This window comes from Flavobacterium cyanobacteriorum (genome assembly GCF_002251835.1).
Lineage (GTDB): Bacteria > Bacteroidota > Bacteroidia > Flavobacteriales > Flavobacteriaceae > Flavobacterium > Flavobacterium cyanobacteriorum.
Genome location: NZ_NOXV01000304.1, coordinates 75792 through 100253, shown reverse-complemented (window position 1 = coordinate 100253; position 24462 = coordinate 75792). Strand labels below are relative to the sequence as shown.

Below are 24462 nucleotides of genomic sequence, written 5' to 3'. Positions count from 1 at the left end.
AAATAAAGATGATTATTTAACCTGAAGATGTAAGAAAATATAAAAAATTAACAAGCCGGAATTTTGAAATTTTAATTTTTTTTTTGCGCTGTAGAACTTAAAAGAACTTGTATGAAAAAAAATTAATTTTATTATGTGTAATGCTATCAGGACTAATAGCAGATGCAAAAGTGTGTAGGAAAAAGTGTGAAACTGAGCATAGGAACTACACAGTGACTTATACCTACACCTGGAATGTATCTAATAGGACACAAGGCTGTCCTAAACCGACAGAAGGCAGGGTTAATTATGTACAAACTATAACAAACAACAGAAATAAAGTTACTGTTGTAATTGATAGAGGAACAGAACCTGTAACATCAATGTGCTAAATTTAATTCTTATGAAAATTTTTTTAAGACCATTTTCTATCGCTTCACTTTTGATTGCATTCGGATGTGCCGATAATTCATCCCATGTGGGTACGGATACTGAATCCACAATCAAGCCAAGTACTAAAAGGGTAGCCAGCATCAATTATACCGAACAAATACCATTTGTTACGGTGAATGACATTGAGGCTTTTGGAGATTTTGAGGAAGCAAATTCAATTCAGGCTAAAATAGACGATCCTTCCGTTACTTGGGAAACATTTGATGCCCTGTATAGCAATTCACTTGCCAGCGATGTAAAACAAAATCTTCTATATTTAATATTAGTTAAAAAAGATTTTATAGGCTATGTTAAGCAATATCCTACTTCTAAAAATATAGAAAAACTTAAAAAATATATTACAGATCTTGTAGCTGAAAAATATATTGGCTTTACAGTCCTATACGAATCTTTAAAGGCTTTGCAACAAGTTAGCAGTAGTCACTCTAAATTTGTTAGCCAAAAGGCTGATCAAATTGAAATGTATGCAACAGAAGCCGTTTTTCATCAGGATATGCTTAATCAAGGGATTGATGGCGGAATAAGCCAGGTAACATATGACAAAATTCAATCTGATTTGGCTAACCTGAGAAACATTGGTTCTTTATAGTACAAAAGGCGGTAATCCCCGCCTTTTTTTTTACCAATACGCAAACTTTCTCTTCATGTGCTGCAAAGGTTAGCACAAAAAGGTAATGAAAATGCAATTGTGTTGCATTTAATAAAAAATTTCGGAATCCCGGTAAAAACAAAGAAACTTACACCAGCTTATTCTCAACCAAATACTCCGCTATCTGTACGGCATTCGTAGCAGCGCCTTTACGGAGGTTATCGGCCACTATCCACATGTTGAGCGTGTTCGGCTGGCTTTCGTCACGGCGTATACGGCCTACAAAAACCTCGTCCTTTCCTTCGGCATACAGTGGCATAGGGTATTCAAAAGCGGCCGTATTGTCCTGCACTACAACCCCGGGGGTTTCGGAAATGATCCTGCGTACTTCGGCCAGGTCAAAATCACGGCTGAACTCCACATTCACTGCTTCGCTATGCCCGCCCACAGTAGGAATGCGGACCGTGGTAGCGGTTACTTTTATAGAATCGTCACCAATGATCTTTTTGGTTTCGCGCGTCATTTTCATTTCTTCCTTGGTGTAGCCATTGTCTTCAAATACGTCTATTTGTGGGATGGCATTACGGTGGATAGGGTACTTGTAAGCCATTTCGCCCTCAATGCCCGCATATTCATTTTCCAGCTGCTTTACGGCTTTTACTCCTGTTCCGGTAACCGACTGGTACGTAGAAACCACCACACGCTTAATGCCGTATTTTTTATGGAGCGGCGCCAGCACCAGCACCATTTGTATAGTGGAGCAGTTAGGGTTGGCTATGATCTTGTCATCGGCCGTCAGCCCGCAGGCATTTATTTCGGGTACCACGAGCTTTTTCGTCGGGTCCATCCTCCAGGCAGAAGAGTTATCTATTACTGTTGTCCCTGCTTCGGCAAACTTAGGCGCCCACTCTTTTGAGGTATCGCCACCGGCTGAGAAAAGCGCTATTTGCGGCTTCATGCTTACGGCTGTATCAAGGTTTACCACCTTGTATTTCTTCCCTTTAAAATCAACTTCTTTGCCTACTGACTTTTCTGAAGCCACAGGTATTAGTTCCGTTATAGGGAAATTACGTTCAGCCAGTACTTTAAGCATTACTTCGCCTACCATGCCGGTAGCGCCAACAACAGCAACTTTCATAGTTATACAAATTAATTTGGTGCAAAATTAGTCAAAACCGTTATACAATGTATTATCAGCCATGAATTACACACATTAGCACACATTAGTTAATCCGAAAATTGGTATGATTAGTGTAATTCAGGGCTTAAAAAAAGAACCGCCTGTGGTGGGGCGGTTTGGTGGAACATCGTTTTAAGAATATATAGTGTAACGGAAACGTCACTAATTTTAATAGTCATAACACTGTGGAGGCCTTATTGGCCCGGCCCTGAAGCATTGTTATTCCTTATAGCATCGCGTATTTCCATAAGCAGTTTTTCCTCATTGGTTGTCGCTGGCGTTGCGGCAGGTTCGGCCTCTTCTTTTTTCCTGGCAGCATTAATGCCCTTAACAATTAAAAACAGGGCAAAGGCAACTATAATAAATGAGATGACATTGCTAAGGAAGCTGCCATATTTAACAGCGGTGCCCGGTATAGTGAGCTCTGCCAGGTTTTTAAGGCTGGCTGCCTCTAGTGCGGGTGTCAGTATCAGCGGTGTTATAATGTCATCAACCAGTGATTTTACAATGTTATTGAAAGCGGCGCCTATAACAACACCCACAGCAAGGTCAATTACATTGCCTTTAAGTGCAAATTCCTTAAATTCTTTTATCAATGCCATAGATTCATCTTTGTTGGTTAGCTTAGCTAATTTACAAAAATCTTTTATTCTTTATAAAAAACCCTTTTAACCCGCTGCGATATCCCTGTTAAAATCTCATAGGGTATAGTGTCCATAATGGACGCAATTTCTGTAACAGAGGGCACAGTGCCAAAAATAATAGCAGTATCGCCTTCCCGGCAGTCAATGCCCGTTATATTTACCATCATCATATCCATTGATATAGTACCTGTAATAACTGCTTTGCGGCCATTTATAAGGACATAGCCTTTTTCATTGCCCCAGCCCCTCGGTATCCCGTCAGCATAGCCCACCGGCAGGGTAGCTATACGTACGGGCTCAGTAACCCTGTAACGGCGGCTGTAGCCAATGCTTTCGCCCGCAGGAATATCTTTTATCTGTAGTATAACGGTTTTTAAAGTCCCCACATTTTGCAGTTGTGCCTGCTCAGCCCGGTCATTGCCTATGCCATACAGCCCTATCCCAAGGCGTACCATATCATATTGGGCTTCCGGATAGTTGTATATGCCTGATGTGTTCAGGATATGGCGCATGGGGTATATTTCAAGCGCCTGCATCAATTGCTGCGACCATTGTTCAAATTTTACTATCTGCCCCAGTGTAAACTCCCTGAACTCCGGCACATCGCTGGAAGAGAGGTGGCTAAAAATGCTTTGTACCTTTACAAAGTTGTTGTTCCTGAGCAGGCCTGTAAGCTCGTCCAGCTGGTGGGCTTCAAAGCCAAGGCGGTGCATGCCAGTATCAAGTTTTATATGTATCGGGTAGTCCGAAAGGTTTTTCTGCTGTGCCACGGCTATGAACGCGCGCAACTCACGAACAGAATAAATTTCAGGCTCAAGGCTGTAAGCGGCCATAGCGGCAAAAGCACTGTTTTCGGGGTTCATCACTATGATTGGGGTTTGTATGCCTGCATTGCGCAGGGCTATGCCTTCATCGGCAAAGGCGACCCCTAAGTAATCAATCTTCTGGTGCGACAGCGCCTTGGCAATTTCATAGCTGCCGCTGCCATAGCCAAACGCCTTTACCATAACCATAACCTTTGTTTCCGGTTTTAGCCTGCTCTTGTAAAAGTTGAGGTTATGTATAATGGCATCCAGGTTTATCTCCAGCACTGTTTCATGGGTTTTCTCTTCAAGCAGCACCACAATCTCATCAAAACGGAAGCTCCGGGCGCCTTTTACCAGAATGGTTTCATTGGCAAAGGATCCGGCCGGGTTGTGGGCCAGGAACTCCTGTGTAGTGGCATAAGGCTGGAAATTAGGAAAATCTGCCAGCTGCCGGCTTATGGTTTCACCAATGCCTATAACCCTGCTGATATTGTGGCCTGAAAGCAGCCTTGCCACCCTGGCATAAAGCTCATCGGTTTCAAAGCCGCTCTGGAAAATATCAGAAAGGATAACCGTTTTAACAGGGTGTGTTTTGTGCTGTTCCAGGAAATCCAGGGCTATTTTCAGCGACTGGTAATCACTGCTGTAGCTGTCATCAATAATAGTACAGCCGTTTATGCCGTTTTTCACCTGCAGCCGCAGCTCCACCGGGTAAAGCCCTGCCAGCCGCTCTTTCACGGTTGCTTCATCGTAGCCGAGGTACAGCATTACCATCAGGCAGTTTATGGCATTTTCTGTGGAAGGTTCATCAGTAAAAGGGATTTCAGCTGAAAAATGCTTTCCGGACGCCAGTATGGTAAGGGTAGTCTTTCCGGCTGTGGCCAGTACTTCTTTTTTTACCTGCACATCGGCGCCATCTTCATAAGACCAGGTATAAAGCTTTGGAACCTGATTAATAATTTGTGAAATATATTCCGCCTTACGGCAGATAAGGACTTTAACCCTGCTGAAAAGTTTTAGCTTTTCCAACGCTTTTTCCTGCCTGTCGGCAAAACCCTCATCATGGGCGGGCCCGATGTTGGTAAGCACGCCAATATCCGGTTTAATGATGTGCTCCAGGTTTGCCATTTCACTCCTGGTGGATATACCGGCCTCAAAAATGCCAAGATTGTGTTTTTCATTGATGCCGATGACCGAAAGCGGCACACCAACCTGCGAATTATAGCTCTTGGGGCTGCGGATGATGTTGTAATCAGGGCTGAGCAGGTAGTTTAGCCATTCTTTAACGATAGTTTTTCCGCTGCTTCCCGTAACGGCAATAACAGGAAAACTGAAAAGCCCCCGGTAGTAAGCAGCAAAGTCCTGCAGTGCCCTGAGCGTATTATTTACGAGGAAGAAATTAGCGCGGCCCTGCGCACCTTCAGGAATGTAGGCCACCACAAAATTGATCACGCCTTTTTCAATCAGCTCGGTAATAAACCGGTGCCCGTCACGGTTTTGCCCCGGAAGTGCGAAGAATAACGTTCCCGCATTATTTTGCAGCGAGCGGCTGTCAATAGAAATATTGTCAATAACCGCGTCCGGGTGTGGGCCTTCGAAACGGCTTTGCATTGCCGGTATAACTGATTGTATGTGCAGGCTCAAGGCAAACTACTTTTTGTGGTTTTGTTATTTATTGTAAAAGTATATAAATCTTTTTATTACTGTAAGATGCAGGGCTATATTACTATTTATTATATTTGCAGATAAGCAAAACTCTTGTGAGTAAGATAGTTGGCTCATTTTATCTCAGAAAAACAGAGGATGGTAACCTTAAAGGCGAGTTTACCAATAACACGCTTTTTACCTTATCAGGCGAATATGCCGTGCCTAAAGATACGGGGGCAGATCCTTTTGTAGGGCGTTACCTCTCAAGCTGGTCAGAAAAAGGCGAACCCCACTCGGCCGAATTGGTAATAGAGCCCATTGCCAGCAACGAAAGCTGCTCGGACAGATACAAACTGGTCTGGATTGATAATGCTGCCGGAATTACTTATGAAGCCGAAGCCTTTGTTGCCGAAGGTATGCTGATTGGGCATTATGTTTCCCTCCCCTGATTGTTTTCCCTGTCTTTCTGTTTTTCCGGCTGGTTTTCCCGCATTGCCATGAAATATGCTGCCCTGCTCAGAGGCTCGTACTCCTCTGTTTCCCCAAGTAAAACCAGGCTGTCATTATTGGCCTTGCGGAAACTGTAATTGGCAAGGTTGCCCGTGCGGGTGCATACGGCGTGTACTTTGGTAACATATTCGGCAGTGGCCATAAGTGCAGGCATTGGCCCGAAAGGGTTGCCTTTAAAATCCATATCCAGCCCCGCTACAATAACACGTATGCCGCTGTTGGCAAGGTCGTTGCATACCGCTACAATTTCATCGTCAAAAAACTGGCCTTCATCAATGCCTACGACATCGCAACCCTGTGCCAGTATGCGTATCATGGCGGCGGACTCTACAGGTGTGGAGCGGATTTCGTTGGCATCATGCGAAACTACCATTTCATCGTGGTAGCGGATATCAATGGCGGGTTTGAATATTTCTACCTTCTGGCGGGCAAACTGTGCCCTTTTCAGCCTGCGGATAAGTTCTTCCGTCTTACCCGAAAACATTGACCCGCAGATGACCTCAATCCACCCGAACTGTTCTTTATGGTTTACTGTATTTTCGAGAAACATTTTGTATTTTTCAGGCAGTAAAACAGAAATGATTTCTGTTACCTTTGTAAAACAAATTTATTAAAATTCTATTGCGCCACTCCGTATAATTCCAAAAGTTATGAAGAAAAAATTAGAAGCCGAACTGATTAGTATTGCACACCGCATCCTTAAACTAAAGAACAGGGCCGAACTGGACCAGCTGCAGCAGGAAACCCTTAAACTGTATGAAAAAATATCGGTGCTTAAGTTTGTGGAAGACAATTTTAATGACGTAAAGCCTACGATAGGCTACGCATCGGCTGAGGAAAAACTGGAGGAGATCTACGGTATTGAAGAGACAGCGCCTGTACAGGCCAGCGAGCAGGAAGCAAAGGAAGAAGAGAAGAAGGCAAAAGCCAAAAGTGAAAAACCGAAAGCTGAAGAGGAGCCACAAGCCACAAGCCACAAGCCACAAGCAGAGGAGGAGCCACGAGCCACAAGCCAACAGCCAAAAGAAAAGGAAAGCGAAAAAAGTCAACAACCAGCAACCGGCACGCAACAACCATCAACCGACAACCGACAACCNGGCGCGCCAAACAACCTGTCGCCGGGATTTCATACCATTAATGTACGGGTAAAAAACCAGGCAGGCGTGTGGAGCATCGCTGAAAGCAGGGCCTTTTACCTGAACAGTAACCAGACAGTGGATCAGACAGGAAATATTGTTGCGGCAGAATATTTCATCGATACGGATTTAGGGGTGGGCACAGGGATAAATATACCCGGGGATTTTTCTTCCGGCGGCGTTGTGCCTATCAATTTATCCATGCTTATAGCCATGGTTTCCCCACAACTTAGTATAGGGCCGCATACAATCAGCGTCAGGGTGAAAAATGAATTTGGTGTTTGGAGTATTGTCGAATCGCGTAGTTTTGTTGTTACCGGTACCCCGACACAGCCATTAAATCTTGTAGCCACTTCCGGGGATACAGTTGTCAATCTGAGCTGGCAGCCGCCTGCCAATGTAGGTGTTGGAGGATTAACCGGCTACATAATCAGGTACAAACTTGATTCTGCTTCTAACTGGGCACAGGTTCCGGTTAATGCGACAACTATAAACTTCACAGTAACAGGCCTGACTAACGGCCTGCTTTATAACTTCCAGGTTTTTGCCACGAATGCTGATGGAACAAGCCCTGGGTCAAATATTGCCTCAGCCACACCCAATGTATCGTTGAACAATATCCTGTCAACAACAATCCCTGCTGCGGCAGCCTATAGTATCCGAAAACTTTCGCCTACCTATACAGGGCCAGCTATCCGTATTAGGCGAAGCAATGATAATCAGTTAGTTGATGTATATTTTGATGCTACAGGTGTAATTTCGCTTACCTCACCGGTAAGCGCCAACGGAGGGGGAGTGGCTACAGCAGGCACTCTTGGTAGCTGGATAGGCTCTAATAATGGTTTTGTAACTATTTGGTATGACCAGAGTGGTAATGGCAGGGTAGCCAGCCAGACTATACAGACGAATCAGTCAAAAATAATTGAAAATGGTGAAATTTTAACTCAGAACGGAAAGCCTTCTATACAATTTGACGGCATTGATGATTATTTTACAGGACCTGGTTTTGGCCTTGATAATGCTTCCCTGTCTGTTTGTGTAGTGGTAAATGGTAATGCTGTCGGAGCAAATGAAGGAAGAGGTATTTTTGCTTTGGGCGGAGATTACGCAAACTCTTATTCCGGGTTTGTTTTTGAGCGTTCTTCTTTGGGGGGCTCCGAGGGCAATGCTAATTTTTACAATGCATCTCCCTTGACAGGCAGCCTTCTCCAGACTTTTGGGCAAAACATGAACATAAACGGGTTTAGTAGCGGGCAATATTCTATTGTGAAACAATTTGGGGTAAGGGCAGATGCTTATGTGAATAATGTTTTTAATAATGCTACAACCGCAAATGCATTTACAGGTGTTTTCAATTCTGCCAATACATCACGTATTGGTATGTCGGATAAAACATGGAGTGGGGGAATTGCCGATATTATAGTTTTTCCTTCCTCGCTTTCAGCCCAGGACCGTAACGCCATCGAGTGTAATCAAATCAATTTTTATAATATAGTTGTTACTGATGTCACCTTAGGGACCATTCCGGTTGTCCTAAGCGACGCCGGCAATGTTTCATTACCTTACACGGCGGCAACGGGCAACCCAACTAATTATTCAATAACCTGGAGTCCCTCCGCTATTGCCGCAGGTTTTGCTAATGTGAGTGCGGCAGCCATGACACCCGATGGGTCAGGTAATGGTATATTAACAATCAGTTTACCATCAAACCTCCCCGGAGCAGATTATGCCGGTTCATTAGTGGTTAATAACGGATGTGGTAACAGTGTAGTTTACCCTATTGTAATTAAGGTAGTTAATAAAATACTTGATGTTAATTATGCAACTGCCGGCGCTTATAGTTTAAGAAGATTAAGCCCTGCTTATAACGGCCCTGCTATCAGGGTAAGAAAAAGTTCCGGTGGGGAGCAGGATATTAATTTTACTGCCGCAGGCGATTTGGACCTTGTGCAATTAACTGCTTTTGTAGGTTCAGGAGATGGATTTATATCTGTTTGGTATGACCAGAGCGGAAATAGCCTTAATGCCACTCAGTCTGACATCAACTCCCAGCCCCAAATAGTTCTGTCAGGCGCTGTTACCGTGGATGAAAACGGAAAGCCTAAAATTGGTATTAGCAATTCTCGTTACCTTACCGGCAATAGCAATATGTTAAACCCCGGGTCAGCCAGGAGCATCTTTGCGGTTAATCAGGTAAGCAGTTCCAATTTGGGGATTCTTTCCTTTAAAACAAGTAGCCCCTATTTCCTTTTTGAAAGGAGGAAAGCCGCCTCCGGATATTACATATATAGCGATGGTGCAAACAGTTCCAGTGATTACAGGGTAAGCAACGTTTTTAACCTGAACCGGTTAGTTTCATCCTTAACATGGTCAGGAGGGGCTACTAACCTGGTTTACAGGGAAGATAACAGCAACCCTTATACAAGGATTTCTGAAACAGGAATGCCAGGTATAGAAACAGGGGTTAATAATGGATTTTATATAGGCAGGAGTGCCGGTAATTCAAACTCTGATGGTTTTATACAAGAGTTAGTGGTTTTTCCGACAGATCAGGAAGTGAATCGTGCATCTCTGGTTTCTAATATGCGGAATTATTGGTTTACAGCTCCTGTAACGGACCTTCAGCTGACTTCAATAGTATCGCCATCCGCCGGATGCGGCTTAGCGGGAAATCCGCCCTTAACCATAAAAGTTAAAAACAACGGAAACCAGATTTTAAGTGATTATACAATTGCATATACCCTTAATGGAGGCCCTGTTATCAGTGAAGTTATTCCGGGGCCAATTGCCATAGGCGCTGAAATTGATCATGTATTTTCAACCCCGTTATCATTGCCTTTAATTAATACTCCGTATGATTTGGTTACCTCGGTAACGGTATCAGGTGACCAGGTTGCGGCAAATAATAGCAAGAGTAGCACCATTACCCGTTTCCTTTCAGATGGCAGCAATCTTACTATTTCAGGAGATGTGACTATTTGTAGCGGTGATGCAACCGTGCTATCAACAACAGGTGGTAACAATACTATCTGGAAAGTAGCCGGTATTCAGGTAGGTTCGGGGGCAACTTTTAGTGTTTCTCCCACCAGCACAACCACTTATATGGCTACCATCAGCGACCCAAATGGATGTGGCGATTTTGATAAATCAGTCACAGTTACGGTTNCAATAAGCTGGAAATTAATTTAATACAATTTTTGTCGTGTACTTAAAGAAAAATTAGTTTAATGACACACCCTCTCTATCCAGAGGGGACAGCTTCAATCTTACTTAAAGTTTGTACCTTTGCTACTTTGTAAACCGCAACTATGTCAAGACAAATAAAGCTAATATGGGATTTCCGCGGCCCCGGTGCAGCCAAAACCGCTGAACACCATGAAAAACACCTCAAAGAATATATTGCCATTGAAAAGCTTCCTCTGAATATTACAGGGTTTACCATTATTAATGACATGTATGCCACAGCCTGGATGGTAGTAACTGATGATTATATGATACCCGTACGGGATGCACTAAAACCGCACCGTGGGGAAGTTTATCAGTAGGCCGTGTAGTCGCCAGTGTTCCGCTACTATTTTATAAATAAAAAAAGCCCCAGTACTGTTCTGAGACTTTTTTATTGTTGATTAATTGAGAATGGAACTGAAAACTGCGACAGCTTAATTGGCTACTTCACTGATGAACTTTATCCGCATGAGCCTCAATTCTTCGGTATCATATTCGCCGTCAAATTCTTTAAGCGCATCTTTAATGTTGTCCGATTCTGAGTCCATGTAGTAATCATGGATTTCTTCCTGCTGGTCTTCGTCCAATATCTCGTCTATCCAGTATTTTATGTTCAGTTTTGTCCCACTGTAAACTATCTGTTCCATTTCTTTCAGCAGGGCATCCATATCCAGGCCTTTGGCTTTAGCAATATCATTAAGCGGTAACTTACGGTCAATGTTTTGTATGATATAGAGTTTGAGGCCGGAATTGGCCCCGGTAGATTTCACCACAAGGTCATCAGGGCGAACAATATCATTATCTTCTACATAACGTGCAATAAGCTCCACAAAATCTTTACCGTATTTTTTGGCTTTGCCCTCGCCCACACCATGCACATTACCCAGTTCTTCAAGAGTTACAGGATATTTAAGTGCCATATCCTCAAGAGAAGGATCCTGGAATACCACAAATGGCGGCACCCCTAATTTTTTAGCCACTTTTTTACGCAAGTCGCGCAGCATGGCCATAAGGGCTTCGTCTGCCGTACCGGTTGATTTGGATGCAGTAACCACGGCTTCATCCTCATTTTCATTAAAATCGTGATCCTCGCTCATCATGAAAGAATGCGGGTTTGCCAGGAAAGCCTGCCCCTTATGCGTAAGTTTTAGTACGCCATAAGACTCTATGTCTTTTGAAAGGTAACCTTCAACAAGCACCTGCCTAATGAGCGCCATCCAGTATTTGTCATCACGATTGTTACCTGTACCAAAAAATCCCTGCGTGTCTGTTTTGTGTGCCTTGATGATAGCATTTACTTTTCCCGTAAGGGTAAAAATAACTTCTTTAGCTTTGTAGAGTTGCCGGGTATCCCGCACCACCTTGAGTAAAACTGCCAGTTCTTCCTGCGCTTCTGTTTTCTTTTTCGGATTTCGTACATTATCATCCATATCAGCGCCCTCACCGTTAACCTCGTCAAAATCTTCACCGAAATAATGGAGGAGGAACTTACGGCGGCTCATGCTGGTTTCGGCGTAGGCCACTACTTCCTGTAAAAGGGCAAAGCCGATTTCCTGCTCGGCCACAGGCTTGCCACTCATAAATTTTTCCAGTTTTTCAATATCTTTATAGGAGTAATAAGCAACACAGTGCCCTTCGCCGCCATCACGGCCTGCCCGGCCTGTTTCCTGATAGTAGCTTTCCAGTGATTTTGGGATATCATGGTGTATAACGAAACGGACATCGGGCTTATCAATACCCATTCCAAACGCTATGGTTGCTACTACGACGTCAACATCTTCCATAAGGAACATGTCCTGGTGCTTGGCACGTGTTTTGGCATCAAGCCCTGCGTGGTACGGTACTGCGCTTATGCCGTTGACCTGCAGCACCTGTGCTATTTCTTCTACTTTTTTACGGCTGAGGCAGTATATAACACCCGACTTTCCTTTATGCTGCCGGATAAAGCGGATGATATCCGATTCTACATTTTTGGTCTTCGGACGTACTTCATAGTACAGGTTAGGCCTGTTAAAGGACGCCTTGAAAGTGTTAGCATCGGGCATGTCAAGGTTTTTCAGGATATCTTCCTGTACCTTTGGCGTGGCTGTTGCAGTAAGCCCGATAACAGGCACATCGCCGAGCTGCCTTATTATACTGCGCAGGTTGCGGTATTCGGGTCGGAAGTCATGTCCCCATTCGGATATGCAGTGTGCCTCGTCAATAGCCACAAAGGAAAGTTTTACGCTCCTGAGAAAAGTAATGTATTCTTCTTTAGTAAGCGATTCAGGGGCAACATATAAAAGTTTGGTTATGCCTGAGGTTATATCTTTCTTAACCTGGTTTACCTCCGTTTTGGTAAGTGATGAATTAAGGACGTGGGCTATGCCGGTTTCGCTTGATAAACTCCTGATAGCATCTACCTGGTTCTTCATCAGGGCTATTAAGGGTGAAACTACAATTGCGGTACCTTCAAGCACAAGGGCTGGAAGCTGGTAGCAGAGCGATTTGCCACCTCCTGTAGGCATAATTACAAAGGTATTGTGCCCTGTAATAATACTCCTCACGACATCTTCCTGCAGGCCTTTAAACGTGTTAAAACCAAAATACTTTTTTAACTCTTTATGTAAGTCAATTTCGGTCGGTTTCATTATTTATTAATAGTAATTTACATAAATTTGCAGAACCTAAAGATACAAAAATCTTTATTACCCGCAAATATTTAAACATTCACAAAGCGTGATAAACAAAGACGCAATACTGGCTTCTGCCAAAAAGACGATATATTCTGAAAGTGAGAGCATTGGCAAGCTGGCACAGTTCCTTGATGATGGATTTGCAGAAGCTGTGCAGTCGATATATAACTGCAGAGGCCGTTTTGTAGTAACCGGTATAGGTAAGAGTGCACTAATCGCACAAAAAATTGTAGCCTCACTTAATTCTACCGGAACCCCTTCCCTGTTCCTTCATGCCGCTGAAGCCATTCACGGCGACCTGGGCATGGTGCAGCCCGGAGATGTGGTAATGTGCATTTCAAAAAGCGGCAACAGCCCCGAAATTAAAGTACTGGCTCCGTTACTCAAGCGTGTTGGCAACCTGCTGATAGGGATGACGGCCAGCAAAACATCTTTCCTGGCAAAACAATCCGATTTTGTACTCCATGCGTATGTAGACCATGAGGCGGACCCTAACAACCTGGCCCCTACCAACAGTACCACAGCACAACTTGTACTTGGCGACGCACTTGCTGTATGCCTTATAGAAATGCGGGGATTCAGGAGCGAAGATTTTGCTAAATACCATCCGGGCGGCGCGCTGGGCAAAAAACTGCTGCTGCGCGTTGGCGATATGCTCGACGGCACACACAAGCCGGTAGTTAGCCCCGACTGCAGCATTAAAAAGGCTATTGTGGAAATTTCAGAAAAAAGGCTGGGAGTTACGGCAGTCATTGAAAATGAAAAAGTAGTAGGGATAATTACTGACGGTGACATAAGGCGAATGCTAAACAATCATGACAACATTGCCGGCTTAACTGCCAGGGATATTATGACACACAACCCAAAAATGATAAAATCGTCTGACATGGCAATAGATGCCCTCCATACCCTTGAGAATTTCTCCATTACACAGCTTGTAGTAGCTGATGAGGGTGAGTATAAAGGTATATTGCATTTACACGACATTTTAAAAGAAGGCATTGTATAATGGCAAAAAATAAATCGGGCGAAATGTCCTTTTTAGACCACCTGGAAGAACTGCGCTGGCTGCTGGTACGCAGTTCTATTGCTATTGTTATTTGTGGCTGTATAGCCTTTACATTCAGTGATTTTATCTTTGATGAGATTATTTTTGCGCCTAAGGATGGTGATTTTATTACCTACCGCTTTTTTTGCGACCTTGCCAATAAATATGACCTTGACAAAAGCTTTTGTATAAAGCAACTGCCTTTTGAAATACAGAGCCGCACCATGGACGGCCAGTTTTCAACTGATATCTGGACCTCAATAACAGCAGGCTTTATACTGGCATTCCCTTTTATTTTATGGGAATTCTGGAAGTTTATAAGCCCGGCGCTGTATGACCGGGAAAAAAAATATGCCGTGGTATTCATTATTACTACTTCAATACTTTTCTTTATCGGTGTACTCTTTGGGCACTACCTTATAACACCGCTCTCCCTCAATTTTTTAGGGAATTATAAAATCAGCGATGTGGTAAAGAACGATATAGACCTTGATTCCTACCTTAGCTTGGTAAAGACTACAGCCGTATCGTGTGGCCTGGTTTTTGAAATGCCGGTAATTATGTATTTCCTGGCAAAAATAGGGCTGGTAAGCGCGGGCTTCTTAAGGAACTACAGGCGGTATGCTTACGTGATAATCCTTATAATTGCTGCCATAGTAACGCCTCCTGATGTAGTAAGCCAGCTCATTGTAACCATACCGCTGGTTATACTGTATGAGGTAAGTATACTCATTGCGGCACGAATGAATAAAAAACGATTAAAAGAAGAAGCAAATGGCTGATTTGGTACAGGAATTTAATGACTACCGCCAAAAGATGAACGACAAGCTGCTGGCGGATAACAACAAGATAATAAAACGCATTTTTAACCTGGACACCAACGCCTACATGGAGGGCGCTCTTGACGTTAAAACTAAAGAACTGCTGGGGCTTGTGGCTTCGGCTGTGCTAAGGTGCGATGATTGCATCAAATATCACCTGGAAACCTGCCATAAAGAAGGCCTTTCAAAAGAACAGGTTATGGAAGCACTTGGCATAGCCACACTGGTGGGCGGAACCATAGTGATACCGCACCTCCGGAGGGCTTATGAGTTTTGGGAAGCGTTGGAAGAAAAGGCAGGAAGCTCTAATCAATAACAATATTACTATGATACTAAGGGCAGATAATCTTGTAAAGACATATAAAGGCCGTACAGTTGTAAAAGGGATATCCGTTGAAGTGAAACAGGGCGAGATTGTAGGTTTGCTTGGCCCTAACGGAGCCGGCAAGACCACCTCTTTTTACATGATAGTGGGCCTGGTAAAGCCAAATTCAGGGAAGATATTCCTGGATAATATGGAAATAACCGATTTCCCAATGTATAAGCGAGCACAAAACGGTATCGGCTACCTGGCACAGGAAGCATCGGTATTCCGTAAACTGAGCATTGAAGATAACATCCTCAGCGTGCTTCAGCTGACAAAACTTTCCAAACAGGAGCAGGAAGCTAAAATGGAAGCGCTGATAGATGAATTCAGCCTGCAGCACATCCGTACTAACCGTGGCGATCTACTGTCAGGAGGTGAAAGAAGGCGTACGGAGATTGCACGTGCACTGGCCACCGACCCAAAATTCATCCTGCTGGATGAGCCTTTTGCCGGCGTTGACCCTGTAGCGGTAGAGGACATCCAGCGTATAGTGGCCCAGCTTAAAAACAAGAACATAGGCATCCTTATAACCGACCACAATGTGCAGGAAACACTTGCTATTACCGATAAAACGTACCTTATGTTTGAGGGCGGTATCCTAAAGGCCGGCGTACCTGAAGAGCTTGCTGCCGACGAAATGGTGCGTAAGGTTTACCTTGGGCAAAACTTTGAACTTCGTAAAAAGAAGCTCGACTTCAGCCAGCACACGGAATCACGCGAAGTACCCGAACAGGAAAATTTTTGATAATATCATAAAGCCCTCTCAAACGAAAGGGCTTTTATATTTTAGATAAAAGTGAGAATAACAATTAATACTTAAAACAATAACATGTGCAATCAAGCCTGTATCAGCGCTTAATTTTTTAGCAATAAACCTTTAGGTGCAAATAATTCATCTTTATCATACATATTGAGGTATAAAATCTTCTTTTCACCTTTACCTTCAATAGTAATTTCATATCTGTCCAGCATCCCCATACCCATAATACCGTTTTTACTTTCAAAAGCACAACAGCTGCCAAGCCTTATATAAGTAACTGTTTCACCATTAGGGCCGGTGAGGCGGTCCAGATACTTTCTTTCATTTTCCGGGCCATTTGCTACACCTCCCACTTTTACAGGATTTTTCTCGGAATAACCATAGTCTGCTGAAATTGTAGCCCCCCTGTCAGTTTTTTTCGCGGCTACTGTACCACCACACCCCTGTAATACAATAACACAAACCGACAATAGCACTTTAATGCCTCTCATATATTAATATTAAAATTGTATAGTGTTATGACTAAGCCCTACGAATCACTTACAAATATACAAAATATGCTACCTTTTACACCTGCTTTTGAGCTGATGCTGGCTTCCATTGAAGATATTCACATCAACATCTCCTTTTATCCCTTTTATAACTGCGCGGTCTGTAAACTGCCAGAAGAGCCACTCAGGGCGTATTTCATCATCAAAAAAGCTATAATTGGCAATCCATAGGTCATAACCTTTAAATTCTTCCCGTAAAAAATCGGTATAAAAACTTTCCCCGCTATAAATTACAGGTTTCATGCCATAGTGCCTTTCTACCTTGTCCAGCCAACGCTTCAGGCCGCTTTTCAGGCTGTCAATACTTTGCTTACTGGGTATTTGCTCAATATCGAGCACCGGTGGGAGGTCGCCTTTTTTGAGGGTAACATTTTTTATAAAGTTATCAGCCTGTTGGACGGAGTTTTCGTTAGGCCGGTAGTAATGGTAGGCGCCGCATAGAAAACCATACTCACGCGCTTTCTGCCAGTTTGTTTTAAACCGTCTGTCAAGGCTGTTCTTTCCCGCAGTGGCACGAATGAAAATAAACTTCAGCGGAAAATCATTACTGCCCTTGTGCACACTGTCCCAGTCAATCTCTCCCTGGTAGTGTGATACATCAATACCAAATACCTTATCCTTGTGGCGTGATACAATTTCATATATGCGCAGGTCAGTAATTTTGCGTTCTTCTTTTTTTCCTAAAGCCTCAATACGTTTATTACTTTTAAAACCGAGGTAGTATAGCAAGCCATGCCTGTAGTTGTATGCCATGGCTACAAGGAATGATACAACCAGTAAAGCCAGCGAATAGCGCAGTATTTTACCGGGAGTAAGTGTTTTTTTTGTGCTACGGGGTTTCGCCTTCCGCTTTACGGTTTTTGGCGGCACGCGCTTCATTTACTGAGCCTTGCTGAATTTATTGGTTAGTGCCGAAAGTACCACATAAAAAAGAATAATAAGCGGTATTCCGAGGTACTGGAAAAAGAACAGCAACAACACCGAAACAATGAGGAATATAAACTGCGTTTTGTTATGTTCCCAATTAAAGTATTTTACCTTTAGCGAAAAGAGCGGTATTTCGGCATTGAGCATATAAGCGCTAAGGAGGCTTATACCTACCAGTACATATGGATTGCTAAGCGATTCAAAAATCCATCCTTCACCTCCGGTGTGATGCAGTATTATAGGCAGGCTCATTATGAAGAGGGCATTGGCAGGAGTTGGCAACCCGATGAATGAGTCTGTCTGCCTTGAATCAACATTGAACTTGGCAAGCCTGTAGCATGATGCGAGTGTGATGATAAAACCAAAATACGGCAAGATGCCCATGTAATTATTTTCGGCAGCAAGATTATATTCTTCGTGCATATCGTTGATATTGACCAGTAGCTGGAACATGGCTACACCAGGCACTACACCGCTGGTAACCATATCGGCAAGGGAATCAAGCTGAAGGCCAATGGGGCTTTGGGCTTTAAAAATACGGGCAAAAAATCCGTCCCAAAAATCAAAAAATATACCCATACACACCCAAAAAAATGCCATCTGGAGGTTGGTTTCAAACGCATATACAAGGGCGATAAGCCCAGACGCCAGATTAAGCAGGGTAATAAGGTTAGGGATATGTTTTTTTAGAGCCATATATACTTTTGTTTATTACCGCAAAGTTAACACAATAAGTTAATAGAATTGGAGTTTAGTAATTGAGAATTTTATATCATATTTGTACAAAATAATTGCCTTGAAAAAAGTACATGCGGCTTTACTGTTTATGCTGGCACTCTGCACCCATGCCCAGTCCGTACGGAAATACTCCAATGAGTTCCTGAACATCGGTGTGGATGCTGCCGCTTTGGGTATGAGCAATGCTGTAACAGCCCAAACCGGGGATGTAAATTCCGGTTACTGGAATCCGGCAGGCCTGCTACAGGTTAAAGATAAGCAGGTAGCCCTGATGCACGCAAGCTACTTTGCCAATATTGCACAATATGACTATGCCGCTTTTGCCATGCCGATAGATGAACGCAGCGCCATAGCCATATCGGCCATACGCTTTGGTGTTGACGATATTTTAAATACCACACAACTTATTGACAGCGAAGGCAATATTGACTATAACCGCATCAGCCTGTTCTCTGCTGCCGATTATGCTTTTACAGTGTCTTATGCCCGTTCGTTACCGCTGGATGGGTTTAATTATGGAATCAATGCTAAAGTAATACGCCGTATCATTGGGAAATTTGCGACATCATGGGGTTTCGGATTTGATGTAGGCCTGCAGTATGAAACTAAAAATGAATGGAAGTTTGGCCTTATGCTGCGTGATATTACCACAACGTACAATACCTGGACAATTGATGAGGAGGAGTATAATACCATAAAGGATGCCGTGCCGGGCGAAAACCAGGAACTGCCAGAAACTACTGAAATTACGGCACCAAAGGCTCAATTTGGCATTTCAAAAAAGTTTATCATAAGATACGATTACAGCCTTGTAGCCGCCATGAACCTGAACATGCAGTTCGCACAGACCAATGATATTATTTCGAGTGAAATTGTAAGTATTGACCCTGCCTTAGGGTTTGAGGCCGGCTACATTGACCTTGTTTTTGTCCGCGCCGGGGTAGGTAATTTCCAGAATATCACCCAAATTGACAATACACAGAAATTAAGTTTCCAGCCGAACATAGGGCTCGGCTTTAAATACAAAGGCATACAGGTGGATTATGCCCTTACTGACCTTGGCGACCAGAGTGCGGCTTTGTATTCCAACATCTTTTCCCTTAAAGTAGATTTAGGTATCTTTAGGCGCTAAAATTTGTACTATGCGCAGCCTGAAAAACCTGTCTTTTCTTCTGATTATACTTTTTTATTTTACTGTATCCGCACAACCTGCGCTGTCAGATAAAGCCCGGATAAGCCTGCTTACCTGCGGCCCGGGTAATGAATTGTATTCAGTTTTTGGGCATACGGCTATACGTGTGGCCGACCCTGTAACCGGTACTGATGTGGTTTACAACTATGGCATGTTTGACTTTACTACTGCTAATTTTTACCTAAAGTTTGTAAAAGGGGACCTGCAATATTTTGTTGCTGCTGATTATTATGAAGATTTTTTGGATACATACCGCTACTATAACCGGGATGTATATGAGCAGGTGCTTAACCTTACCTATGCGCAAAAGCAGAGTATTGCTGTTGCACTTAACCAAAGCCTTACGTTAAAGGAGCGCTTTTATACTTATAAATTCATTGACCGCAACTGTACCACTAAGGCCGCTGATATACTCAGGGCCCATGTCCCGGGAGGTATATCTGATATAAATAAAGACAAAGGCAAAACCAACAGGGCTATAATTCTGGAAAAACTACAGGGTAAGTTCTATGAAAGCCTTGGTATTAACCTCATGTTTGGTTACAAGACCGATAAAGAGCAATATAACCTTTTCCTGCCTATGCAGCTGTTACAGGGAGTTGATAATACTGTAACAACCCGGGGTGCGCTTGCAGCGCCTGCGCTACGGATTTATACATCTACAGCAAAGCACACAACACCCTGGTGGAATAACATCTACACTTTTAGCCTTGTGATGCTGGTGGTACTCCTTGTGACCCGCAGGAAAAAGGCCGCGATTGCCTACCTTGCCGTTACAGGTATTTTGGGCGTTTTTTTGAGCACTGTTGGGTTTTATTCCCTGCATGAAGAAGTACGGCTAAACTATAACGCCCTGCTGTTTAACCCCTTGTTCCTGGTGTTGTTGTATTTTATGATAAAAAACAACCAAAAAGGGATACGTTTACTGGTTTATGCCTGCCTTTGCTGCCTTGGCGTTTATACCGGCTTTATGCTGGATAAGCCCCACCTGGTGATGATGCTGCCGGTAATGATTACGAGCCTGGTTGTGCTCCTTCGGCAACTGAAACATAAGCGTTTTTCTAGAAATTGAAGCAACTCTTACAGAGAGGGAGGGGCGAATGCAGATACATACAGGTTGATAGGCCTAGCCCTGATGGAAGCGGCATCCTCCCCGCTGCCGCGTTTATGGCAGCGGGGAGATATAGCTGACAGCAGGAAATACGGCTACAAAAATGCGCTTAAATCCCCGCTCCAAACCTGAATTACTTGGAATAACAATTATCTTTGTGCAAACTATAATTATTATACTGTGTTGTTTTTCAGCAAGCCGAAGCCGGTACTGGCCGACCTTATACCGGATAACTATACCGATATCCACTCGCACCTTTTGCCAGGTATTGATGACGGGGCAAAGGATATTGACGATACCCGGTCGCTGTTAGGCAGCCTCAGGGAGCTCGGCTTCAGCCGGTTTATCACGACACCGCATATACTAACGGGCGTCTGGAACAATACCCGTGAAGGGATTACTGCCCTGGAACAGGACATTTTGCTATCGTTTGGGGAGGGAGTTTCAGGTGCTACTTTTAAAGCTGCTGCGGAATACTTTATGGACGATACTTTCTTTAACCTTATTAAAGAGGAACCGCTTTTGACGCTAAAAGATAATTATGTCCTGGTTGAAATGTCTTACCTGAACCCTCCATTGCCGTTGTATGACATACTGTATGAATTGAGGCTGAGGGATTATGTGCCTGTGCTGGCCCATCCTGAACGTTACGTGTTTTACCACGGGAATATGGAGTATTATAAAAAGCTTAAAAAAGCCGGATGCCTGTTACAGCTTAACCTGCTCTCTGTCACAGGGTATTATGGCAAAGGGGTGGCCGAGGCTGCCACAGCGCTTCTTGAAGCGGGGATGATAGATTTTACAGGTTCAGATGTGCACCACAACAGGCACGCAGCATCCTTTAAAAATAAAGTAGTACTGAAAAAAACAGATGCGCTTGAGAGGGCCATAAGCAACAATTCCGTTTTTAGCTGGTAAAAACGGAATTGTTAGTTGATTTTTTTTTTATATGAAGTCTATCGTTTTAGGATACGTTGCCAAAGTGTTTTCTTCTTGTCGGTTTCAGGGCCGTAGCCGTAACCGTAGCCGTAGCCGTAGCCATATCCCTTCTTCATGCCACAGTCATTTAATATGACAGACATATTTGGAAGTTTTTTGTCTTTATATAATCCTTCAGGAATTGCGAGCATACGTTTATCAAGGTGGTTGGCACGCACTACATAAAGGAAGCAGTGAGCAAACTTTGCAATAATAACAGTGTCGGTCACCAGGCTTACGGGTGCGGTATCAACAACAATATAGTCGTATTGAGTTTTAAGCTCTTCAAAAAGCGCTTCCACTTTAGGATGCATGAGAAGTTCTGCCGGATTGGGCGGTATGATTCCCGGAGGCATTACATACATATTTTTAAAGCCCTCCTGTTTTATGATCAGGTCTTTATAGTTGATATCAGTAGATGAAAGATAATTACTCAAACCTTTTGAAGGAATATTGATATATTCATCAAGCTTTGGGTTCCTGATATCCATTGCCATTAGCAATACCCGCTTGCCCGATAATGCTATTGTAGAGGCAAGGTTAACAGAAATAAAGGTTTTGCCTTCTTTGGGAATTGTAGATGTTACAAAAATAGTTTTAGCCACGCCTGCCGGCACCTGGTTGAGCATAAATTCCAGGTTAGTGCGTATAATACGTAATGATTCTGCCGTACTGGAACGGCTGTTAAGGGTAATGATCTGGTTATTTTCTTCGGCACGGGGTACATCACCTAAATAAGGTATATCTAAAGCTAAAAGGTCAGATGCCGCATGAATTTTAGTATCCAGAAGGTCTATTATATAAATAATGCCAAACGGGATTAAGCACCCCATAAATAAGGCGACCAGGTAAATGACATTGCGCCTGGGCGATACCGGAGTATCAGAAGCCATAGCGGAATCTATAATTTTAGCATTAGGCGATGTCGAGGCCAGTGATATAGCTGTTTCCTCTCTCTTGGTAAGCAGGAATACAAACAATGCTTCCTTTATTTCCTGTTGGCGCGATATCCCTTTTGACTCTCTTTCCTGCCTTGGCAAATCACTGATACGGCCTGCAATACGGTTTTGCTGGGCGGCCAGGTCCTTTTTCTTAATTTCAAGCCCTGATCTTATCCTGTCGATACTGGAAATTATATTTTGTTTAAGTGCACTTAACTGCGAGTTGATTTTTATGATTCTTTTGTTTTCCGGCCCGGCAGTTGACTGCAATTTTTTCTTTTCTGCCAAGAGTGCATTATACTGTTCTATGAGTAGTGGCGCATTGTTGGCGTCTTCAGAGGATACTGTGAGTACATTTGCAGGTATAAGGTCTTCTTTGTTATTGACTACATATTGGCGTAGTGAATCTACAATCCTTATCTGGGTTTCGGTTTCTATTAATGATTTTTCGAAATCAGCCGCATTCTGAAGGAAGAGGCCTCCCTGGGCAACAAGATCGGTAAGATCATTTCGTTTTTTATATATTTCGGCAATCCTTTCAACAGAGTCAAGTTCAATACCAATAGAATCCAGCCTCCCATCAATAAATTTCTTGGTATTCCTGAAAATTAAGTTCTTGTCTTTTACAGCGTCATTATTATAACAATTAATCACACTATTGAGGAAATCTTCGGCTCTTTTTCGGTTATCATCTATAAAAGACAATTGTACCACACTGGTGCGGTCTTCAACAAGTTTTACTCCAAGCCGGCCCATAAAGTTACTGGTTACCCTGCTTAAAGGTTTTATGTGTATTATGATATTGAACGGATTATCATTTTTCAGGTTATTTACAATTGTAAAAGAATATTTTTGGTATTTAATTTGTTGCCCGAAATTATATTGTCCAATCAGTTGCTCATTGTTATTATATAAGATAAACTGGTTTCCACTATTATATTCTACTTTCAGGAGTAAAGACTCGGGGAAATTCTTCTCGTCTTCAAAGATAATTTCAATGGGGCTGTCTTTATATAAATCAGATTTCTTAACAACGCCTTCGCTAATATAATTTATATGAAGATTAAGTTCTTTGATTGCTGAGTTAACTATCGTGCGGGATTTGATTATTTCTATCTCGTTATCAACGGTATTTTTTATTTTCCCGAGCATATCCATATCCCCTAACATGGCAAGGTCTGACACTACCCCCCCCTTTTTATCATCTTTAACTAATATTGTTGCTGTAGCACTATATAAGGGGACAGAATATCTAAGGTAGGTATAGGCAATTACAAAACAAGCTATAGTACCTAAAGCAAACCAATACCATTGCGATAAATATTTATATATATTTTCTTTTAAATTATAACGGGATAATCCTACAAGATCCTTTTGTTGCTGCATAATACTACCTGGTACTTAAAGCAATTATAGTAACTATTAATGAAAGTGCTGAGATTCCTACTGTAAGGTTGGGCCCTATAACTGATGAGTTTACCCTTGTCCTGTTTTGTTTAACATACACAACGTCATTGTGGGCAAGATAATAATAGGGTGAAGTAATTAGTTTGGGATCTGTAATATCGACACTTGCTACGGTTGTAGCGCCATCTTTGTCCCTGATTACAAGTACTTCCTTTCTTTTACCATAAATGGTCATATCGCCACATTCGCTCAAAGCCTCGAGTATGGTTATCCGGTCACCGGTCACCCGTACTGCCCCGGGACGTGAAACCTCCCCTACTACAGACACTTTAAAATTTAGTATCCTGAGATTAACCCCGGGATTTACAATATAGTTTTTCAGGAGCTGTTTTATTTTTTCTTCTGCCTGTATCCTTGTCAAACCAGACAGTTTTATTTTACCTAATACAGGAAAATCTATTTCTCCCCTTTGGTCAAGGATATAACTGTAAAGAGTAGGATCTACAATATTTCGGTTTTCACTACTCTGCATGTTAAGGTAAATGAGATTAAAATCCTTTGCCAGTTCAGGTTCTTCAGCTGTCACTGTAATAAGTAAATTATCATCGGGCTGCAGCGTATTTTCATAGAGTGTACCCTCTGCAGCAATTCCCTTTGTATTCTGAAGATAATGTATAGCTTTGTTAGATGCGCATGAATTAAAGAAAAGTGCTGCCAGAAGCAGCAGAAAAGCATAAATTTTAGTGTGTAAACTCATGTGTACAAATATATATTTTT

The 24462-nt window shown here is 42.9% G+C and carries 21 protein-coding genes; 11 read left to right on the top strand and 10 right to left on the bottom strand.

Going from position 1 to position 24462, the window contains the following annotated elements:
- Positions 1 to 382 precede the first annotated feature (382 nt).
- The gene (locus CHU92_RS14800; RefSeq protein WP_129583106.1) at positions 383 to 1021 is read left to right on the top strand and encodes a hypothetical protein; all 639 of its coding nucleotides are present in this window, start codon (positions 383 to 385) and stop codon (positions 1019 to 1021) included.
- Positions 1022 to 1169: 148 nt separating this feature from the next.
- Here the strand turns inward: CHU92_RS14800 and CHU92_RS14795 are convergent, their stop codons facing one another.
- From CHU92_RS14795 to CHU92_RS14785, 3 genes are all read right to left on the bottom strand, one after another.
- Positions 1170 to 2159: an aspartate-semialdehyde dehydrogenase gene (locus tag CHU92_RS14795; RefSeq protein WP_094416917.1), complete on the bottom strand. Its 990-nt coding sequence runs from the start codon at positions 2157 to 2159 to the stop codon at positions 1170 to 1172.
- A gap of 236 nt (positions 2160 to 2395) precedes the next feature.
- Positions 2396 to 2803, bottom strand: coding sequence for a large-conductance mechanosensitive channel protein MscL (mscL, locus tag CHU92_RS14790; RefSeq protein ID WP_094416915.1), 408 nt, complete (start codon positions 2801 to 2803; stop codon positions 2396 to 2398).
- A 44-nt stretch (positions 2804 to 2847) separates the two neighbouring features.
- A complete protein-coding gene (locus CHU92_RS14785) occupies positions 2848 to 5295 on the bottom strand; it encodes a bifunctional UDP-N-acetylmuramoyl-tripeptide:D-alanyl-D-alanine ligase/alanine racemase (protein WP_094416913.1) in 2448 nt (815 codons plus the stop codon).
- 116 nt (positions 5296 to 5411) lie between these two features.
- Here CHU92_RS14785 and CHU92_RS14780 point away from each other — a divergent pair, with 116 nt between their 5' ends.
- Positions 5412 to 5747 (top strand): hypothetical protein, encoded by a 336-nt coding sequence (locus CHU92_RS14780; RefSeq protein ID WP_094416911.1) that lies wholly within the window; start codon positions 5412 to 5414, stop codon positions 5745 to 5747.
- Here the strand turns inward: CHU92_RS14780 and CHU92_RS14775 are convergent.
- Positions 5729 to 6358 (bottom strand): thymidine kinase, encoded by a 630-nt coding sequence (locus tag CHU92_RS14775; RefSeq protein ID WP_094416909.1) that lies wholly within the window; start codon positions 6356 to 6358, stop codon positions 5729 to 5731. The two genes, CHU92_RS14780 and CHU92_RS14775, sit on opposite strands and share 19 nt — an antisense overlap.
- A gap of 100 nt (positions 6359 to 6458) precedes the next feature.
- Here CHU92_RS14775 and CHU92_RS14770 point away from each other — a divergent pair, with 100 nt between their 5' ends.
- Both CHU92_RS14770 and CHU92_RS14765 read left to right on the top strand, forming a co-directional pair.
- Entirely contained in the window at positions 6459 to 10133 is a 3675-nt protein-coding gene (locus CHU92_RS14770) for a fibronectin type III domain-containing protein (protein ID WP_094416907.1), read from the top strand.
- A gap of 119 nt (positions 10134 to 10252) precedes the next feature.
- Positions 10253 to 10489, top strand: coding sequence for a hypothetical protein (locus tag CHU92_RS14765; RefSeq protein ID WP_094416905.1), 237 nt, complete (start codon positions 10253 to 10255; stop codon positions 10487 to 10489).
- A gap of 114 nt (positions 10490 to 10603) precedes the next feature.
- Here CHU92_RS14765 and recQ read toward each other — a convergent pair whose 3' ends face one another.
- Positions 10604 to 12799, bottom strand: coding sequence for a DNA helicase RecQ (gene recQ, locus CHU92_RS14760; RefSeq protein ID WP_094416903.1), 2196 nt, complete (start codon positions 12797 to 12799; stop codon positions 10604 to 10606).
- Positions 12800 to 12887: 88 nt separating this feature from the next.
- On the opposite strand from recQ, the gene CHU92_RS14755 reads away from it, so the two are divergent.
- Genes CHU92_RS14755 through lptB form a run of 4 tightly spaced genes read left to right on the top strand, consistent with a single transcriptional unit; the run spans position 12888 to position 15825 of the window.
- Positions 12888 to 13853 carry a KpsF/GutQ family sugar-phosphate isomerase gene (locus tag CHU92_RS14755; RefSeq protein ID WP_094416901.1) on the top strand — a complete coding sequence of 322 codons (966 nt, stop codon included), beginning with the start codon at positions 12888 to 12890 and terminating at the stop codon, positions 13851 to 13853.
- Entirely contained in the window at positions 13853 to 14674 is an 822-nt protein-coding gene (gene tatC / locus CHU92_RS14750) for a twin-arginine translocase subunit TatC (RefSeq protein WP_207759855.1), read from the top strand. The genes CHU92_RS14755 and tatC overlap by 1 nt, the downstream gene beginning before the upstream one ends.
- On the top strand, positions 14667 to 15029 hold the full coding sequence (locus tag CHU92_RS14745) for a carboxymuconolactone decarboxylase family protein (RefSeq protein WP_094416899.1): 363 nt from the start codon (positions 14667 to 14669) through the stop codon (positions 15027 to 15029). Before tatC ends, CHU92_RS14745 begins: the two co-directional genes overlap by 8 nt.
- 10 nt (positions 15030 to 15039) lie before the next feature.
- Positions 15040 to 15825, top strand: coding sequence for an LPS export ABC transporter ATP-binding protein (gene lptB, locus CHU92_RS14740; RefSeq protein WP_094416897.1), 786 nt, complete (start codon positions 15040 to 15042; stop codon positions 15823 to 15825).
- 110 nt (positions 15826 to 15935) lie between these two features.
- On the opposite strand, the gene CHU92_RS14735 is transcribed toward lptB, so the two are convergent.
- From CHU92_RS14735 to CHU92_RS14725, 3 genes are all read right to left on the bottom strand, one after another.
- The gene (locus CHU92_RS14735; protein ID WP_243389619.1) at positions 15936 to 16331 is read right to left on the bottom strand and encodes a 2-dehydro-3-deoxyphosphooctonate aldolase; all 396 of its coding nucleotides are present in this window, start codon (positions 16329 to 16331) and stop codon (positions 15936 to 15938) included.
- Positions 16332 to 16400: 69 nt separating this feature from the next.
- Positions 16401 to 17270, bottom strand: a complete 870-nt coding sequence (locus tag CHU92_RS14730) for a glycoside hydrolase family 25 protein (RefSeq protein WP_094416895.1) — start codon at positions 17268 to 17270, stop codon at positions 16401 to 16403.
- Positions 17271 to 18014 (bottom strand): CDP-alcohol phosphatidyltransferase family protein, encoded by a 744-nt coding sequence (locus CHU92_RS14725; RefSeq protein ID WP_094416893.1) that lies wholly within the window; start codon positions 18012 to 18014, stop codon positions 17271 to 17273. It abuts the gene before it with no gap.
- A 130-nt stretch (positions 18015 to 18144) separates the two neighbouring features.
- Here CHU92_RS14725 and CHU92_RS14720 point away from each other — a divergent pair, with 130 nt between their 5' ends.
- From CHU92_RS14720 to CHU92_RS14710, 3 genes are all read left to right on the top strand, one after another.
- Positions 18145 to 19188 (top strand): putative type IX sorting system protein PorV2, encoded by a 1044-nt coding sequence (locus tag CHU92_RS14720; protein ID WP_449403978.1) that lies wholly within the window; start codon positions 18145 to 18147, stop codon positions 19186 to 19188.
- Between the two features lie 10 nt (positions 19189 to 19198).
- Positions 19199 to 20320: an Lnb N-terminal periplasmic domain-containing protein gene (locus CHU92_RS14715; protein ID WP_094416891.1), complete on the top strand. Its 1122-nt coding sequence runs from the start codon at positions 19199 to 19201 to the stop codon at positions 20318 to 20320.
- A gap of 219 nt (positions 20321 to 20539) precedes the next feature.
- Positions 20540 to 21277, top strand: a complete 738-nt coding sequence (locus CHU92_RS14710; RefSeq protein ID WP_094416889.1) for a tyrosine-protein phosphatase — start codon at positions 20540 to 20542, stop codon at positions 21275 to 21277.
- Positions 21278 to 21315: 38 nt separating this feature from the next.
- Here the strand turns inward: CHU92_RS14710 and CHU92_RS14705 are convergent, their stop codons facing one another.
- Together CHU92_RS14705 and CHU92_RS14700 are read right to left on the bottom strand one after the other, a co-directional pair.
- Positions 21316 to 23664, bottom strand: coding sequence for a GumC family protein (locus tag CHU92_RS14705; RefSeq protein WP_094416887.1), 2349 nt, complete (start codon positions 23662 to 23664; stop codon positions 21316 to 21318).
- A 4-nt stretch (positions 23665 to 23668) separates the two neighbouring features.
- Positions 23669 to 24442 (bottom strand): polysaccharide biosynthesis/export family protein, encoded by a 774-nt coding sequence (locus CHU92_RS14700; RefSeq protein ID WP_094416885.1) that lies wholly within the window; start codon positions 24440 to 24442, stop codon positions 23669 to 23671.
- Positions 24443 to 24462: the final 20 nt, after the last annotated feature.